This is a genomic window from Franconibacter helveticus LMG 23732 (genome assembly GCF_000463115.2).
In the GTDB taxonomy this organism is placed as follows: domain Bacteria; phylum Pseudomonadota; class Gammaproteobacteria; order Enterobacterales; family Enterobacteriaceae; genus Franconibacter; species Franconibacter helveticus.
This window is the reverse complement of record NZ_AWFX01000049.1, coordinates 56,854-72,057: the sequence shown is the minus strand read 5'-3', so window position 1 is coordinate 72,057 and position 15,204 is coordinate 56,854. Positions and strand designations below refer to the sequence as shown.

At 58.3% G+C, this 15,204-nt stretch carries 14 protein-coding genes; 3 read left to right on the top strand and 11 right to left on the bottom strand.

The annotated features are described in order from the left end of the window. Window positions 1-32: 32 nt before the first annotated feature. From nusB to nrdR, 4 genes are all read right to left on the bottom strand, one after another. Complete coding sequence (gene nusB / locus DW56_RS15400) at window positions 33-452, bottom strand: transcription antitermination factor NusB (protein WP_024552992.1); 420 nt, start codon at window positions 450-452, stop codon at window positions 33-35. 19 nt (window positions 453-471) lie between these two features. Beyond that, the gene (gene ribH / locus DW56_RS15395; RefSeq protein ID WP_024552993.1) at window positions 472-942 is read right to left on the bottom strand and encodes a 6,7-dimethyl-8-ribityllumazine synthase; all 471 of its coding nucleotides are present in this window, start codon (window positions 940-942) and stop codon (window positions 472-474) included. A gap of 90 nt (window positions 943-1,032) precedes the next feature. Then, window positions 1,033-2,136, bottom strand: a complete 1,104-nt coding sequence (ribD, locus tag DW56_RS15390; protein ID WP_024552994.1) for a bifunctional diaminohydroxyphosphoribosylaminopyrimidine deaminase/5-amino-6-(5-phosphoribosylamino)uracil reductase RibD — start codon at window positions 2,134-2,136, stop codon at window positions 1,033-1,035. Window positions 2,137-2,139: 3 nt separating this feature from the next. Further along, on the bottom strand, window positions 2,140-2,589 hold the full coding sequence (nrdR, locus tag DW56_RS15385; RefSeq protein ID WP_024552995.1) for a transcriptional regulator NrdR: 450 nt from the start codon (window positions 2,587-2,589) through the stop codon (window positions 2,140-2,142). Between the two features lie 151 nt (window positions 2,590-2,740). On the opposite strand from nrdR, the gene DW56_RS15380 reads away from it, so the two are divergent. Both DW56_RS15380 and DW56_RS15375 read left to right on the top strand, forming a co-directional pair. Beyond that, a complete protein-coding gene (locus DW56_RS15380; RefSeq protein ID WP_024552996.1) occupies window positions 2,741-3,280 on the top strand; it encodes a SadB/YajI family lipoprotein in 540 nt (179 codons plus the stop codon). A gap of 349 nt (window positions 3,281-3,629) precedes the next feature. Then, window positions 3,630-4,508 carry a nucleoside-specific channel-forming protein Tsx gene (locus DW56_RS15375; protein WP_024552997.1) on the top strand — a complete coding sequence of 293 codons (879 nt, stop codon included), beginning with the start codon at window positions 3,630-3,632 and terminating at the stop codon, window positions 4,506-4,508. A gap of 377 nt (window positions 4,509-4,885) precedes the next feature. On the opposite strand, the gene secF is transcribed toward DW56_RS15375, so the two are convergent. The 5 genes from secF to queA form a co-directional block, all read right to left on the bottom strand. Then, window positions 4,886-5,857: a protein translocase subunit SecF gene (secF, locus tag DW56_RS15370; RefSeq protein ID WP_024552998.1), complete on the bottom strand. Its 972-nt coding sequence runs from the start codon at window positions 5,855-5,857 to the stop codon at window positions 4,886-4,888. 10 nt (window positions 5,858-5,867) lie between these two features. Continuing rightward, window positions 5,868-7,715, bottom strand: coding sequence for a protein translocase subunit SecD (gene secD / locus DW56_RS15365; RefSeq protein ID WP_071789764.1), 1,848 nt, complete (start codon window positions 7,713-7,715; stop codon window positions 5,868-5,870). A gap of 27 nt (window positions 7,716-7,742) precedes the next feature. Continuing rightward, a complete protein-coding gene (gene yajC / locus DW56_RS15360; RefSeq protein ID WP_024553000.1) occupies window positions 7,743-8,075 on the bottom strand; it encodes a preprotein translocase subunit YajC in 333 nt (110 codons plus the stop codon). A gap of 21 nt (window positions 8,076-8,096) precedes the next feature. After that, window positions 8,097-9,224 (bottom strand): tRNA guanosine(34) transglycosylase Tgt, encoded by a 1,128-nt coding sequence (gene tgt / locus DW56_RS15355; protein ID WP_024553001.1) that lies wholly within the window; start codon window positions 9,222-9,224, stop codon window positions 8,097-8,099. A 107-nt stretch (window positions 9,225-9,331) separates the two neighbouring features. Continuing rightward, on the bottom strand, window positions 9,332-10,402 hold the full coding sequence (gene queA / locus DW56_RS15350) for a tRNA preQ1(34) S-adenosylmethionine ribosyltransferase-isomerase QueA (protein WP_024553002.1): 1,071 nt from the start codon (window positions 10,400-10,402) through the stop codon (window positions 9,332-9,334). A 102-nt stretch (window positions 10,403-10,504) separates the two neighbouring features. Between queA and acpH the strand changes: the two genes are divergently transcribed. Continuing rightward, window positions 10,505-11,086 carry an ACP phosphodiesterase gene (gene acpH, locus DW56_RS15345; protein ID WP_024553003.1) on the top strand — a complete coding sequence of 194 codons (582 nt, stop codon included), beginning with the start codon at window positions 10,505-10,507 and terminating at the stop codon, window positions 11,084-11,086. 1 nt (window position 11,087) lies between these two features. Here acpH and DW56_RS15340 read toward each other — a convergent pair whose 3' ends face one another. Together DW56_RS15340 and DW56_RS15335 are read right to left on the bottom strand one after the other, a co-directional pair. Next, window positions 11,088-12,470: a DUF3999 family protein gene (locus DW56_RS15340; RefSeq protein WP_024553004.1), complete on the bottom strand. Its 1,383-nt coding sequence runs from the start codon at window positions 12,468-12,470 to the stop codon at window positions 11,088-11,090. Next, complete coding sequence (locus DW56_RS15335) at window positions 12,467-15,202, bottom strand: DUF2339 domain-containing protein (protein WP_024553005.1); 2,736 nt, start codon at window positions 15,200-15,202, stop codon at window positions 12,467-12,469. The genes DW56_RS15340 and DW56_RS15335 overlap by 4 nt, the downstream gene beginning before the upstream one ends. Window positions 15,203-15,204: the final 2 nt, after the last annotated feature.

Sequence of the window (15,204 nt, the reverse complement as noted above, 5' to 3'; positions counted from 1 at the left end):
AAAGAAGAAAGGGCCGGAAACCGGCCCTGATGTTACTTTTTGTGGGGGCGGATCTGCGGGGCGGCTTTATCGAGAACGCCGTTGACGAACTTGTGGCTGTCTTCAGCGCCGAAGGTTTTCGCCAGCTCGATCGCTTCGTTGATGGCGACTTTATACGGCACATCGTCACGTTTAGAGAGTTCGAACAGCGCGATACGCAGCACCGCTTTCTCGACCTGGCCCAGCTCTTCAAGCTGACGGGACAGGTAAGGCTTCATCAGCCCATCGAGATATGCGCTGTTGGTCGCCACCCCGGAGAGCAGTTCGCGGAAATACATGACGTCCACATCTTTTACGTCCTGTTCCGCCAGGAACTGGTATTCAACATCAGCGATGTCGTTCTGGGACAACTGCCAGGAGTAGAGCGCCTGGACGGCACACTCACGGGCGCGGCGACGAGCAGCAGGTTTCACGGAATTCCCCTTACAAAATTCAGGCTTTGATAGCTTTCAGGACATTAATCATTTCAAGCGCGGTAAGCGCCGCTTCGGCGCCTTTGTTACCGGCTTTAGTGCCAGCGCGTTCGATGGCTTGTTCAATACTTTCAGTGGTGAGTACGCCAAAGGCTACCGGGATTTCGCTCTCGTGTGCTACGTGAGCCAGGCCATTGCTGGCGCCGCCCGCCACATATTCAAAGTGGGCGGTGCCGCCGCGAATCACCGTGCCGAGCGCGATAACCGCGTCGTACTTGCCGGTTTTGGCCAGCGCCTGCGCCGCCAGCGGCAGCTCATAAGCGCCAGGCACCCAGACCACGGTGATATTTTCATCTTTTACCTGACCGATGCGCTTGAGCGCGTCGACCGCGCCTTCAAGCAGGCTGTCGTTGATGAAGTTGTTAAAACGCGCGATGGTGATGGCGACGCGAGCGTCCGGGGCAGCAACGGTAGCTTCAATAATGTTCATACTCTTCCTTAACGGGTTCGTTTAGCCCCCGCAGGGGGGCGGATTTTATCATAATCTTTGCAGCACTGCTTACGTTTTACCGCGTGGGTTTCACACAGGCGCTAAATGCAAACAGACGTCGGGGCCGACGTGGCGTATCTCTTTGAATGTAAACTGCGGCGCGTCGGCAAGCCGATCAAGGCCTGGCAGGTGAAACAGGCCGCGCGCATCATCGCCCAGCAGTTTCGGCGCCAGGTAAACTATCAGCTCGTCCACCAGACCTGCCTGCAACAGCGCGCCCGCCAGCTGCGCGCCCGCCTCCACCCAAATGCTGTTAATCTGCCGCTTGCCGAGCTGCATCATCAGCAAGACTAAATCGAGATGGCCGTTATGCTCCGGCACAATAAGCTGTTCAACAGACTGCGGCCAGGTTTCGTCGCCGCTACGGGTGCGGGCAAGCCACGTTTCCCCCGGCTCCTGCACGATGCGATGCGCTGGCGTAACGCGATTCTGGCTGTCGATGATAATGCGCACCGGCTGGCGAAGGTTGTCTTGCGGGTAGAGCGCCTGGGTATCCGCCCCAAGCTCATTCCAGCGCACCGTGAGCGCCGGGTCGTCCGCCAGTACCGTTGCGCTGGTAGAGAGAATGGCGTGGCTTTGCGCCCGCAGGCGCTGCACGTCGCGACGCGCTTGCGGCGAGGTGATCCACTGGCTCTCGCCATTCGCCATTGCCGTGCGCCCATCCAGCGATGCGCCAAGCTTTAGCTGGATATACGGAAAGCCGGTGCGCATGCGCTTAAGAAAGCCTTTATTTAGCGCTTCGGCTTCGCTCATCATCAGCCCGTGGCTGACTTTGACGCCCTCCTGTTGCAGGCGATACAGCCCGCGCCCGGCAACCTGCGGGTTCGGGTCTTGCATCGCGGCCACAACGCGGGTAACGCCTGCGGCGATAAGCGCTTCGCAGCAGGGCGGCGTGCGCCCATGATGGCTGCATGGCTCAAGCGTGACGTACGCCGTCGCGCCGCGCGCTTTCTCCCCCGCCATACGCAGGGCATGCACTTCCGCATGCGGCTCGCCGGCGCGAAGATGAAACCCTTCGCCGACAACTTCGCCATCCTTAACGATAACGCTGCCGACATTAGGGTTAGGATGCGTGGTAAAACGGCCATGGCCCGCAAGCTTTAGCGCGCGCGCCATGTAAAGTTCATCGGACATGCATTAATCCTGTAAGCGGGCGATCTCTTCGCCAAATTCGCGGATATCTTCAAAGCTGCGGTAAACCGAGGCGAAGCGGATGTAGGCGACTTTATCGAGCTTTTTCAACTGATCCATCACCAGATTGCCGATCATTTTGCTGGGCACTTCGCGCTCGCCAGTGGCGCGCAGATGCGATTTGATATGGTTGATGGCCATCTCCACGTCGTCGGAGCTGACCGGGCGCTTCTCCAGCGCCTTTTGCATCCCGCTGCGCAGCTTGTCCTCATTAAAGGGTTCGCGCACATCATTGCTCTTTACCACGCGCGGCATAACCAGCTCCGCCACTTCAAAGGTGGTGAAACGCTCGTGGCAAACCAGGCACTGGCGACGACGGCGAACCGAAGAACCTTCGCCTACCAGGCGGGAATCAATGACTTTGGTATCCACAGCGAGACAAAATGGGCAATGCATAGCGCTTCCTGAAAGACAAAGTTAACTTTCGGTAGTTTACCCTGAACTGCCGGGACTACAAAGGCGCAGCGTTTTTGAGAATAAATCGCTATGGCAACAAGGGTAGCCCGTTCTACGCTTAGCAGAGACACTTTTTTAAGGAATATCTGCAATGACAAGACGTTACCTGAAGCTGTTAACCGCCGCCAGCGCGCTGGTACTGAGCGCCTGCGCGCCGCAAAGCGAAGTGCGGCAGATGCACCAGAGCGTGAGCACCTTAAACAATGAAATGACCCAGCTGAAAAAAGAAACGGTAAAAATCACCCAGCAAAACGCACTTAATGCCAAATCCGCCAGCGGCGTTTACCTGCTGCCGGGCGCCAATACCCCGGCGCGGCTTAACAGCCAGCTTGGCATGCTGCGCATGTCGGTAAGTAATATCAGCGCCACGGCTAACGGCACGCAGATTACGCTTAATATTCACGGGGAATCCAACACGGCGCTGCCCGCTTTTAACGGCACCGTAGAATGGGGGCAGTTGCAGGGCACGACCGAAAATTATCAGGAGGTCAACGTCCAGAACCAGCAGTTCAGCGCCCCGGCAAGCCAGCTGGCGCCGAGCGATCTCGCCATCCCGCTTACGCTTAGCGGTATCACGCCGGACCAGCTGGGCTTTGTGCGCGTTCACGATATCCAGCCGCTGTTGCAGTAACCTTTTCCTGAAGGCCGGGCAGAAACCGGCCTTGCCTTTTTGTTACAAATCGCCACGGCTCGCCTGTTCGCCTTCTTATATTTTTCGTACAAATTTCATCCAGACGTCATACATTTCTGCCGTTTTGTTTGGCTTGAAAAACCAAAGCCGCTAGAATCGCGACGTTCAATCTACGCAAACGTGAACGCAATCGATTACGTTGGTGAGAAGAATGTGAAACAACACATATTTTTGTGAGCGAGGATTTCTATAATAGGGGCCTCATCCAGACGGTATCGGTTGTTCGCGAATTACCGGGTGCGTTTTACTCTCCCCGCTTACGGGATTTCCTAAAAACAGTGGCATAATTATGAAAAAAATTATTCTGGCTGCCGGTGCTGCACTGGCGCTTTCCGCTTCTTTCACTGCAAACGCGGCTGAGACCAGCAACAGTGAGTTCGTTTCTGACTGGTGGCACCAGAGCGTTAACGTCGTAGGCAGCTATCACACCCGCTTCGGACCGACTATCCGCAACGATACCTATCTGGAATACGAAGCGTTCGCGAAAAAAGACTGGTTTGATTTCTATGGTTATCTGGATGCGCCGGTGTTCTTCGGCGGCAATACCGATGCAAAAGGTATCTGGAACCATGGCTCCCCGCTGTTTATGGAGATCGAACCACGTTTTTCCATCGACAAGCTGACCGGCACCAGCCTGGCGTTCGGTCCGTTTAAAGAGTGGTATTTCGCCAACAACTACATCTACGACATGGGCCGCAATGAGTCTGGCCGTCAGAGCACCTGGTATATGGGTCTGGGCACTGATATCGAGACGGGCCTGCCGATGAGCCTCTCCCTGAACGTGTATGCCAAATACCAGTGGCAAAACTATGGCGCGGAAAACCAGAACGAGTGGGATGGTTATCGCTTCAAAGTGAAATACTTTGTGCCTATTACCCAGCTGTGGGGCGGTAACCTGAGCTATATCGGCTTTACCAACTTTGACTGGGGCTCAGATCTTGGCGATGAATCTGGCTATGCGCTGAATGGCGTGAAGTCTCGTACTAACGACTCTATTGCCTCCAGCCATATTCTGGCGCTGAACTACGACCACTGGCACTACTCAGTTGTGGCCCGTTACTGGCACAACGGCGGCCAGTGGAATGACGATGCCGAACTGGCCTTTACCCGCTACAACACGCGCACTACCGGCTGGGGTGGTTACTTGGTTGTGGGTTATAACTTCTGATAATCCTTTAAGCCAGCCGTTATTTAGCGGCTGGCTTTTTCTACCCTGCCTTTTCTTTCCTCCTGCGCAAAAATCTTGTATCGCTACTCTTCCCGCTCGCAAATCCGCCGCCAGCGGGTACCGATAGCAGGCATACCATAACCACCGTTTCTCGCCAGACGGACACGGCGAACCATTTCACATAAAAGGCGCAAGCGCTTCCTGGCTCTGGAGCTGGATTTCAAAGCAGTTAAGCAGCGTAGCCATTCTCTTGTTCTGTTTGTTTCTCATCGAGACAAGCGTAACGTTTCGCGCCTGCAAATGGCCTGTCAGACGCTTTTCTTCAGGCGAAAAAAAACCGCAGGTATAAACCTGCGGTTTTTATCTGTTGCCTGAGCTTAAGGCAGAATGGACGGCTGATCCGCCCCTTCCTTCTCGACCTTCTGCTGTAACAGATGTTCGCGCTTCATACCCAGCTTCAGCGCCAGCGCGGAAGCCACGTAGATGGACGACGCGGTACCGATGGAAACACCGATAAGCATCGTCAGCGAGAAGCCCTGCAACATTGCGCCGCCAAAGAGGTAAAGCATCAGGATCACCACAAGCGTTGTGCCGGAAGTGATTAAGGTCCTGTGCAGCGTCTGGGTCAGAGACACGTTAAAGATTTCGTAAGGCGTTCCACGGCGGATCTTGCGGAAGTTTTCACGAATACGGTCGGAAACCACGATACTGTCGTTCAGCGAGTAACCAATAACCGACATCAGCGAGGCGATGATGGTCAGGTCAATCTCAATATGAAAGAGCGACAGTACGCCCATCGTAATCACCACGTCGTGCGCCAGCGCGATAACCACGCCCGCCGCCAGGCGCCACTCAAAGCGGAAGCCTACGTAGACGAGAATGGAGATCAGCGCGACCAGCAGAGCCATCGCGCCCGCCTGGGCGAGATCAGCGCCAACGCTTGGGCCGACAAACTCGATACGTTTCACCGCGGCGTTCTGGCTGGTGGCCTCGTTAATGATGTTGACCACTTTACTGCCGAGTTCCTGACCGCCGGTTTCACCCTGGGCAGGCGGCATGCGCACCATGATATCGCGGCTGCTGCCGAAGTTTTGCAGCAGCGGCTCTTCAAAGCCCGCTTTCTCCAGCGCTTCACGCATCAAATCCATGTCCGCTGGTTTTTCCAGCGAAATTTCAATGACCGTACCGCCGGTGAAATCCAGCCCCCAGTTAAAGCCGCGCACGCCCATGATCACAATGGCGGCGACGAGCAGCAGACCAGAGATGGCGAAGGCCCAGTAGTCCCAGCGCATAAAGTCATAGACTTTACGGCCATGGTTCAATTGTTCAACGGTATATTCCTGTGCCACAACGCACTCCTCAGATAGACAGCTTGTTGATGCGTTTGCCGCCGTACAACAGGTTTACGATGGCACGGGTGCCGACGATGGCAGTAAACATAGAGGTCGCCACGCCAATACCGGTGGTGATGGCGAACCCTTTGATCGCGCCCGTCCCCACAGCATACAGAATGATAACCTTGATAAGCGTCGTGACGTTCGCATCGAAAATTGAACTGAACGCGCCGCGGTAGCCTTCGTCAATCGCTTGTTGCACCGTACGACCGTTCTTAAGCTCTTCTTTAATACGCTCGTTGATCAGCACGTTGGCGTCCACCGCGACCGCAAGGGTTAGTACGATACCCGCAATCCCTGGCATGGTCAGCGTGGCGCCCGGCAGCAGCGACATGATGCCGACAATCAGCACCAGGTTGGCAATCAGCGCGCTGGTCGCGATAAGACCAAACTTCTTGTAGAAGAAGACCATAAAAATAATCGAAACAGCGAGACCGGCGAGGCAAGCTTCCAGACCCTGCTTGATGTTTTCCATCCCAAGGGTTGGACCGATGGTGCGCTCTTCAACAATCTGGATCGGCGCAATCAGCGCGCCCGCACGCAGCAGCAGCGAAAGCTGACGCGCTTCGTTCGGGTTGTTGATGCCGGTAATACGGAAGCTGTTGCCCAGACGCGACTGAATATTCGCCACGTTGATGACTTCTTCCTGCTTCACCAGCACCGCGCGGCCATTGGCGTCTTTCTTACCGCTGTCCTTGTACTCCACAAACAGGGTCGCCATCGGCTTGCCGATGTTGTCCTTAGTGAAGTTGGACATGATGTTGCCGCCCGCGCTGTCCAGCGAAATGTTAACCTGCGGCTGGTTGTACTCGTCCATGCTGGAGGTGGAGTCGGTGATATGGTCACCGGTCAGAATAACGCGTTTATACAGCACGACCGGCTGGCCTTCGCGCATCTGCTTCACTTCGGAGTCGCCCGGAACGCGGCCTGAAGCGGCGGCAGACTGGTCGACATTGGTGTTCACCAGACGGAATTCCAGCGTCGCGGTCGCGCCCAGAATCTCTTTCGCGCGCGCGGTATCCTGAATGCCTGGCAGTTCAACCACGATGCGATCAGCGCCCTGGCGCTGCACCAGCGGTTCGGCAACGCCGAGCTGGTTTACACGGTTACGCAGGATATTGATGTTCTGCTGCACCGCATATTCGCGCGCTTCTTTCAGACGAGCGTCGGTCATTACCGCACGCAGGCTGGTGTCGCCCTGATTAGAGATAACCAGATCGCGGTGGCGGCCCGTGAGCCAGGTGACCGCGTTATCACGCGCGGAAGCATCGCGAAACGCGATGGTCACGCCATAGTTATCCGCTTTGCGTACGTTGGTGTAAGGGATGCCTTTTTCGCGCAGGTCGCTGCGCAGGCCGTCGATATTCTGCTCCTGCAACTTGCCGAGCGCGGTATCCATATCCACTTCCATCAGGAAGTGAACGCCGCCGCGCAGGTCAAGACCCAGCTTCATCGGTTCGGCGCTCAGCGCCGTCAGCCAGCGGGGCGTTGCGGGCGCGAGGTTGAGCGCGACGACATAGTTGTCGCCCAGCACGCCCATCAGCGCTTCACGGGCACGAAGCTGTGTGTCGGTGGAGTCAAAACGGGCGAGAATAGCGCCCTCTTCCAGTGCCACAGACCTGGCGGTAATTTTTTCTTCTTTTAAGGTGTTCTGGACCTGGATCAGCGTTTGCTCACTGGCGGCGACGCCGCGCGCGCCAGTGATCTGAACAGCCGGATCCTCACCATACAGGTTGGGAAGTGCGTAAAGCAGGCCGACGAGAATCACGACGACCAGCATGATGTACTTCCACAAAGGATAACGGTTTAACACGGCAGTTCCCTTTGGGAAAACGAAAGATTACAGCGCCTTCATGGTGCCTTTCGGCAGGACGGCTGCGACGAAGTCACGTTTAATAACCACTTCGGTGGTGTCGTTCAGCGCGATAGCAATGTAGCCGTTTTCCGCTACTTTGGTCACGCGGCCGACCAGGCCACCGTTGGTCAGCACTTCATCGCCTTTCGCGATGGAGTCCATCAGCTTTTTATGCTCTTTGGTGCGCTTCTGCTGCGGGCGCAGGATCATGAAATAGAAGATCAGACCAAAAACCACCAGCATCAGGATCAGTGACATCGGGCTGCTCTGTCCCGGAGCACCTGTCGCCGCTACCGCATCAGAAATAAAAAAGCTCATTAAAATTCCCTCATTATTAAATTAATCAACGTTCAACGGAGGCACCGGCCGCCCCTGACGTTGGTAGAAGTCCGCTACGAAGTGCTCTAATTTACCCTCTTCAATAGCCTTGCGTAAACCAGCCATTACGCGCTGGTAGTAGCGCAGGTTATGAATGGTATTCAGCCGCGCGCCCAATATTTCGTTGCAACGATCGAGATGATGCAAGTAGGCGCGTGAATAATTGCGACAGGTATAGCAATCACACTCTTCATCAAGCGGCGCCGTGTCGCTTTTGTACTTCGCGTTACGGATTTTTACCACGCCGGTGGTGACGAAAAGATGGCCGTTGCGGGCGTTGCGCGTCGGCATGACGCAGTCGAACATATCGATGCCGCGGCGCACCCCTTCAACCAGGTCTTCCGGTTTGCCCACGCCCATCAGGTATCGTGGCTTGTCCGCCGGGATCTGCGGGCAGACATGCTCCAGAATGCGGTGCATATCTTCCTTCGGTTCGCCGACCGCCAGGCCGCCGACAGCGTAGCCATCAAAGCCAATCTCTACCAGCCCCTTCACGGAGATATCGCGTAAATCTTCGTAAACGCTGCCCTGAATAATGCCGAACAGCGCGTTTTTGTTGCCAAGCGAGTCAAAGCGGTCGCGGCTGCGCTTCGCCCAGCGCAGCGACATCTCCATGGAGCGCTTCGCGTAATCCCAGTCCGCAGGGTAAGGCGTACATTCGTCGAAGATCATCACAATGTCGGAGCCGAGATCGTACTGGATCTCCATCGACTTTTCCGGGTCGAGGAAGATCGCATCGCCGTTGATCGGGTTGCGGAAATGTACGCCCGCCTCGGTGATTTTGCGAATGTCGCCGAGGCTAAAGACCTGGAAGCCGCCGGAATCGGTGAGGATCGGCCCTTTCCATTGCATGAAATCATGCAGGTCGCCGTGCAGCTTCATGATCTCCTGACCCGGGCGCAGCCACAGGTGGAAGGTGTTGCCAAGGATAATCTGCGCGCCGGTGGCTTCCACTTCTTCCGGCGTCATCCCTTTTACGGTGCCGTAGGTGCCAACGGGCATAAACGCCGGGGTTTCCACCACGCCGCGATCGAAAATAAGACGGCCGCGGCGCGCGCGCCCGTCAGTGGTTTGCAGTTCGTACTTCACATTTCCTCCAGCATCAGAGAAACAGTCTGATGAGTAAACAAGCGCCGCAGAGTATTTCTGCGGCGGGCAATTCGGTCTGAACGGTCTCCCGAAGGAGCGCCAAAAGCTTAAACGCCGGGGCGTTCGTTTACGGCCTGCGGATTATGCGTGATATACATCGCGTCGCCGTAGCTAAAGAAGCGATATTCCGCTTTTACCGCCTCTTTATAGGCGTGCATCGTATGCTGATACCCGGCAAACGCGGAGACCAGCATAATCAGCGTGGATTCAGGCAGGTGGAAGTTGGTCACCAGCGCGTCAACCACTTTCCACTGGTAGCCCGGGTAGATAAAGATTTGCGTATCGCCGAAAAACGGCTCGATAAGGTCGTTTTTCGCCGCCTGCGCCGCGCTTTCCAGCGAACGCACGGACGTCGTGCCTACGGCCACCACTTTATTGCCGCGCGCTTTCGCCGCCAGCACCGCATCAACGACATCCTGCGGCACTTCCGCATATTCGGAATGCATGATGTGGTCTTCGATGCTGTCCACACGTACCGGCTGGAAAGTGCCTGCGCCGACATGCAGCGTCACAAACGCCATCTCGATGCCCTTTTCACGCAGCGCCGCCAGCAGCGGTTCGTCAAAATGCAGGCCCGCCGTCGGCGCGGCTACCGCGCCCGGCTTCTGGCTGTAAACGGTCTGGTAAAGCTCCCGGTCCGCTTCTTCGTCCGGGCGCTCAATGTAAGGCGGCAGCGGCATATGGCCGATAGCGTTAAGGATGTCCAGCACCGGGCGCGCGTCGTTAAACTGCACTTCAAACAGCGCGTCGTGGCGCGCTACCATGGTAGCCTGTACGCTTTCATCATCGCCCAGCAGCAGTTCGGCGCCCGGTTTCGGCGCTTTTGAGGCGCGGATATGCGCCAGCACGCGGGTCTCATCCAGCATGCGCTCCACCAGAAGCTCGATCTTGCCGCCGCTGGCTTTGCGGCCATAGAGGCGAGCCGGGATCACGCGGGTGTTGTTAAACACCAGCAGGTCGCCGGGCTTGAGCTTATCGAGCAGATCGGTGAAAGTGCCATGCGTAAGCTGCCCCGTCGGCCCGTCAAGCGACAGCAACCGACAGGCGCTGCGTTGCGGCTGGGGATAATGAGCAATCAAGGATTCAGGCAGTTCAAAGGAGAAATCAGCTACGCGCATGGCAAGAAACTCAGACATAAAAAACAAGCGGCTTAGTCTAGTGCCGGGGCGCTTTCCCTGCAACCAGTAACCGCTTTATCACCCTTTTCGGAAAAGAGAATTATGAATTTCCTCGCTCACCTGCATCTCGCCCATCTGGCTGAAAGCTCATTGCTTGGCAATCTGCTGGCGGATTTCGTTCGCGGCAATCCCAACGACGCGTGGCCTGAAGCCGTCGCGGCGGGCATCCACATGCACCGGCGTATTGACGTAATGACCGATAATCTGCCGCAGGTGCGTGAAGCGCGTGAGTGGTTTCGCCCTGAAACGCGCCGCGTGGCGCCCATCACGCTTGACGTAATGTGGGACCATTTTGTCTCCCGCCACTGGGAAAAACTCCACCCGGCCATGACGCTGAGCGAGTTTATTGATCTTTCACGGGCGGAAATCGTGCCGGCGTTGCCCGCCACGCCGCCGCGCTTTGTTAACCTCAATAATTATCTCTGGTCTGAACGCTGGCTTGAGCGTTACAGCGAGATGGCTTTTATCGCTAACGTTTTGCAGGGCATGGCGAACCGCCGGCCGCGCCTGGCCGCCTTAAGCGACTCCTGGCACGACCTGGATGCGCATTATGAAAAGCTTGAGGAAAAATTCTGGCAGTTCTACCCGCGCATGATGGCGCTTGCGCAGGAGAAAGCGCTGTAAATCAGCCCGCTTTCCCGGCGTTAATCTCCCGCCACAGTCGCCAGGCGAGCAGCAGCAGCCCGGCGGCGCCCGCCACAAGCACGCCCCAGATAAGCCAGGTTTGCAGCTGGCCGCGCTGCGCGGCCGGGTCTTTCGCCGTCAGGCGCGCCTCCCCGCCCAGCTCAACAAGATTACCGGCCTGCGCATAAGGCAGCGTATCCAGGCGCGTCTCTTTATTCCCTTGTTGGGGTATCAGCGTCTCAAGCGCCAGCGTCTGGGATGACGCCGCGCCATTACCCCAGGCCAGCAGAAACGGCCCGTTGCCCTGCGCGTTAAACACCAGCGTTTGCTGGTCGCGCTCGCCGGTCACTTCCGCCAGATTATCGCCCCAGCGCTGGTTTATGGCTTTCACGCGGATAGCCTCAATAACCTCGCCCTGAAGCGGCAGCGATAAAGCAGGACGATCCGCCAGTCGATAAATCACGGTGCGGGCCAGCGGGCGCCACGCCGCTTTTTCGTCGCTGCGGTAATCAATTTCCACAGGCATCACGGCGTTATCCTGCGCCGGGCGCAGCGTTAGCGCATCCAGCGCCTGCGGGCGCGCCCAGCGGTAAACCGCCGTATCGTCCGCCTCTTTTACGCCCTGCGCGGGTAAAGGGACGCGCTGCGGCTCAGGGTGTTCCGCCTGCCATTGTCCAGTGACTGAAGTGAAACTGAGCGGCGCGCTGGCGTTTTTCATTATCACCAGCAGGTATTTAGCGCCAAAAGCGAGCCGCGAGTCGAAATCAAGCTTATCGAGCAGTAAACGGTTATCGCCAGAAGCAAGATCCATTAGCGGCGCGTCAATAACCTCCGGCTGCCAGTGGCGCAACCCCTCGCTGCTGAAAATATCGACCCGCGCCTGCCAGCCCTGGCTCTGGCGCGGCCAGCTAAAGCGCAGTTGACTGAGCGAACGGTAGGCTTCGCCTTCGCCCAGCGGAATAAGCCATGTGCCGCTTAGCGTCTCGTCACGCTGGCTGTCGAGGCGGATCTCCACGCCGCTGGGCGTTTTCAGCAGCACGGCGCGATCCCCTTCTTCATCCTTTTGCTGTAGAGGCTGCGGTTCAAGCTTATAAAGCGTTAAGGGAACCGTCTGCGGTGCTGGCGCGGGTGGAACCGTGGTTTGCAGCGCGAAAGGCAGGCTCGCGCCCTGCTGGTTAAAAACGCGGATATCACGCAGGTCCGTCCAGGCGCTTTGCTGATAAACCGCCTCCGGCAGCGGGAATTGATACCACGGGGCGCGGCCTTCTGTTTTCAGCTCAATGCCGCGCGCGTAATCCTGCGGAGTTTCCGGCGCGGTTTGCCCGTAGCAGAGGGCGGAAAAGAGCGCTGTCGCCCCGATAAATCCTGCATATAACCTTTTCATTGCGCCTCTCCTTGATCCGCAGACTCCGGCTGCGCCGCTTTGGGCGGCAGCGGAGAAAAATAGCCGACGATAAGCACCAATACCGCCACGCCGATAAACGCCACGGCGCGGGCCAGCCCGCCGCCGCCTGCGCTGTCCACCAGCATTAGTTTCACAATCACCACGCCCAGCAGGCCCGCGCCGCAAAACCAGCGCTGGCGCGCGCGTTGCCGGGTGGCGCGCACCATGACCAGTAGCGCAAGCAACATCCACAGCAGAGCAAAAGTCGTCTGCACCAGCCGCGAATGCCATAGCGCCTCCATTTGCCAGGGAATAGCGCCAGCCCAGGAGAGCGCTCTTAGCACCGCGCCGTTGCCCCACCAGAAAAGCAGCGCCGGTAAAATCAACGGCGACCAGGACGGCAACTGGCGCAGCCGCGCGGGCCAGAAACGGCTTAACAGCCGCCACCAGACCACCAGCGCCAGCAGCGCAAAGCCAGCGCTGAGCTCAAGCGGGTTGATAAGCGGCAGATAACGCCACGTCGTCATCACGCCATCCATCAGGTTAGCGGTCGTCAGCAACAGCAGCAGAACGGGCGCCAGCGGCAATAAACCGGGGCCGCAGTAAAGCGCAGGCCACGAGACAAAAGGCCATAGCCGACGGCGCAGCGCCTGATCCACCAGCAGCACGATAAGCGCGCCTGAGACCAGCGCAATACCGGTCTGCCACTCCTCGCTGCCCCAGGGGAGATGTTGCGTAAACACCCAGAGTTCCGCACCCAGGGCCAGCAGCACTATCCAGAAAAGCGCCAGGTGAAGCCCTTGCTGAACCCGGAGGTCGCACGCCCCGGCATCCCGTCGCAACAGCCACAAAGCCGTTGGCAGCGCCAGAAGCCAGACAAGGCCCGGCCACCCCGCCCGCAGCAGCGTGCCATCAAGCGCCAGTTGACAGGCAAGCGCCGCCGCCATGCCCGGCCACAACAGCCAGACGGCGAGCGCCAGATCCGGCCAGCGGAGCCGAAGCGCGCCGATTCGCCATAGCCAGACAGACAGCGTTAACAGCCCCAGCATGCCGGCGACGCTGGCGCCCGCCCCGGCAAACAGCCAGCTCGCCGCCTGCACCAGCGCCGTGAGCCAGAAGAATAGCCCGCCGCCAGCCAACACGCGGCTGATAAGGCGCTCCTGCTCGCGCCAGAGCCAGCCGCCGGCCAGCCAGCAAAGCGCCAGCACAGCGCTGATAAACGCAGCGTTCAGCAAGTCCAGCCCGTCTGCCCAGGCGTAAACGCCGCTCGCCGCCGCCAGCACAAGTAGCGCGCTGCCGCTGTAGCTCATGCGCCGCTGCCCCTGTAGCAGGCCAAACCACAGCAGCCCGGTTCCTTCCAGCGCCCAGGCGATGGCCGTCCAGCGCGCCGAAAGCGCCAGCGGAATCGCCAGCGTGACAAACGATCCGCCAAGCGCCAGCCCGCCGAGCGCCAGCATTTTTCCCTGCTCCGGATAACGGCGCAGGGCGACTTTTGCGAGCAATAAATAAGCCAGCCCGAAGCCGAGCGCTGAAAAGGCGGGGCCGTAAGCCCAGTGGCGCGTAATGGCATATTGCATGCCGAACCCCACCAGCGGCGGCACGAACAGCAGCACGCCGTCGATAATTTTTCGCTGTTTTTGCGCGCGCAGCGACAGCGCCACGCACAGCACGCCGAAAAGCAAAATATTGGCTATCAGGAACAGCTGGCAGCTTAGCCAGTGCGCAGGCTGCCAGCTGTTTATGCCCCACAGCCCGGCCACGCCGAAGGTAAACAGCAGCCCCAGCAGGTTCAGTTCACGCCAGTGCTGCCACCAGCTTATCGCCGCAATGCCGAGCGACAGCAAAAGATAGAAAGAGAAAAGCGCGATATGGCTGCCGCCGCCGCTTGAGAGGAGCAGCGGCGCAAGATAACCGCCAAGGCTTGCCAGCATGGCAAGGCTTAACGCCCGCTGTAGCACCGCCAGCGCCACGCTCGCCGCGCAGACCACAAGCATCAGCGCGAAAGCGAGCGGCATCGGCAGCATCTGCCAGAGCCGAAAGGCGCCGAAAATCGTGATATAGAGCGCGCCTGACGCGCCGCCTTGCAGAATGAGCGCATACAATGGCGATTTGCGCCGCAGCCCCCAACCAAACGCCAGCAGCGCCAGCGCGGCGACGCCTGCGCCCGCTACGCGCAGCTCCAGCGGCAGCATGTCCCGTTCGACGCCGTAGCGCAGCAGAAAAGAGAGCCCAAGAAAAAGCAGAATAACGCCGATTTTGGCCAGCGGATTGCCCTGCATAAACCAGCGCAAAAGGCTGGTGAGCAGACCGCCCGCCTCACGCTGCGGGGCCTCGTCGTTATGCGCGCTAACGCGCCGGCGCGGCAAGGATTTGCGCAGACTTTCTGTCGCCTCTTCCCGCACAGTGCGTACCGCCCTCGACCAGACCGACGGCGCAGCCTCGTCGGCTGGCGCGGGGTCAGGAACCGGTTCAGGCGTTGAGACAGGCAGCGGCGACGCCTGCGTGGGGGTTGTCGTTTCCGGCGTCGCGACAGCGGGGTGAGTTTCCGCTTCGCTTGCGGCGGCACGGGGCGCGGCAGCAAGCTGCGCCTCAAGCGCCGTTATTCGCTCGCGCAGCCTGCGGATTTCAAATTCGTTACGTCCGCTTTTATTGAGCGCCATGATGGCCAGCACCGGCACCACGACAACGCAAAAAAGCCCAACAAGTGCAGCAAAAACAAAAATCTCATCCATTG